This is a genomic window from Campylobacter sp. BCW_6871 (assembly GCF_001762325.1).
Classification (GTDB): Bacteria; Campylobacterota; Campylobacteria; order Campylobacterales; family Campylobacteraceae; genus Campylobacter_D; species Campylobacter_D jejuni.
The window spans coordinates 1-1,070 of sequence record NZ_MJWQ01000013.1; the positions used below are offsets into that span (position 1 = coordinate 1).

Consider the following 1,070-nt stretch of genomic DNA (forward strand, 5'->3'; position numbering starts at 1 on the left):
CTAATTGTATTAAGTTTTCTATGGAAATAGGAAGTTTAATTTGTGTTCCTTTGCCTTCTTGTTCAAAATGTGGAGATATTTTACCTATTTTTGGGGAATGGAATTCGTTTTTTGCTTTTAACCCTTCAATTTTTTCTATTAATTTATTATCTCCACTCATTCTAACCTTTCTATCAATACTTTCCATATTAATATCTTCTGTTACTTCATATCTTTTATAGGTTTTTTGCATGGCTTCATTATTTTCATAGGGCAATGATCTTTTTTCATAAGGCATCGCTCCTTTTTTCTCTTTAAAAGGGCAAACAAAACCGCCTGAATTATCTCCATATCTGTCCAGTTTCATCCCTTTTTTTAGAGTGATTTCTCTTGGTTTAGGTGGGATTTTATAACCATATTTTTTAGGCCAATCAATCTCCCCATTTTCAAGAATATAATTTGAACTTCTAGGTTTTGGAGTATCTTTAGGCCATATTCCATTATGTTTGTAAAGATGAACTTCTTTATTATTTACCTTACCTTTTTTATTTTCATTTTCTAAATATAAAAGCATTTTTGCTTTTTCTTTGCTTTTTTGTGCCGATTTTGGTTTGTTTACTATCCCTTGCCATCTTATCCTATCATACTTAATCTTAGCAAGAGGACTAGCTTGTATTTTAGTTAAAGCAAATTTAATCTTATTGCCTTTAGGTATAGAAAGTACAGGATAGCCTTTATTACTTACTCCTATTAAGCCCATTTGATAAACGGAATATTTATTATTGATTTTATGCTTTGAATAAGTATAAGGAAATACCAAAGCAACTTTAGTACAAGGTCCTCCAGCTACTGGAGGATTTAAACATCCACTTATACTAGCTCCTTGTATTTCATCGTGTAACATAATAGGAACATTATTATATTTTATTCTTTTAGCCTTTTTTGCTTTTAACTTAACTCTACCTCCATGTAAGCATAATAAAGTATTATCTTCCAATATAGGATGCATACAAGAAGTATCAAGAGTTACATTAATATCTTCTATTCTAGGAATAGTTATCTTTCTTTTTCTAGCCATGAAAAGCCTTGTG

Annotated in this window: 1 protein-coding gene; it reads right to left on the reverse strand. The window is 30.0% G+C overall.

Annotated elements, in window-relative coordinates; translation table 11 throughout:
• On the reverse strand, nt 1-1,057 hold a 1,057-nt coding region (locus AJ930_RS00760), incomplete at its 3' end, for a TNT domain-containing protein (protein WP_083263142.1).
• Between the last annotated feature and the right edge of the window lie 13 nt (nt 1,058-1,070).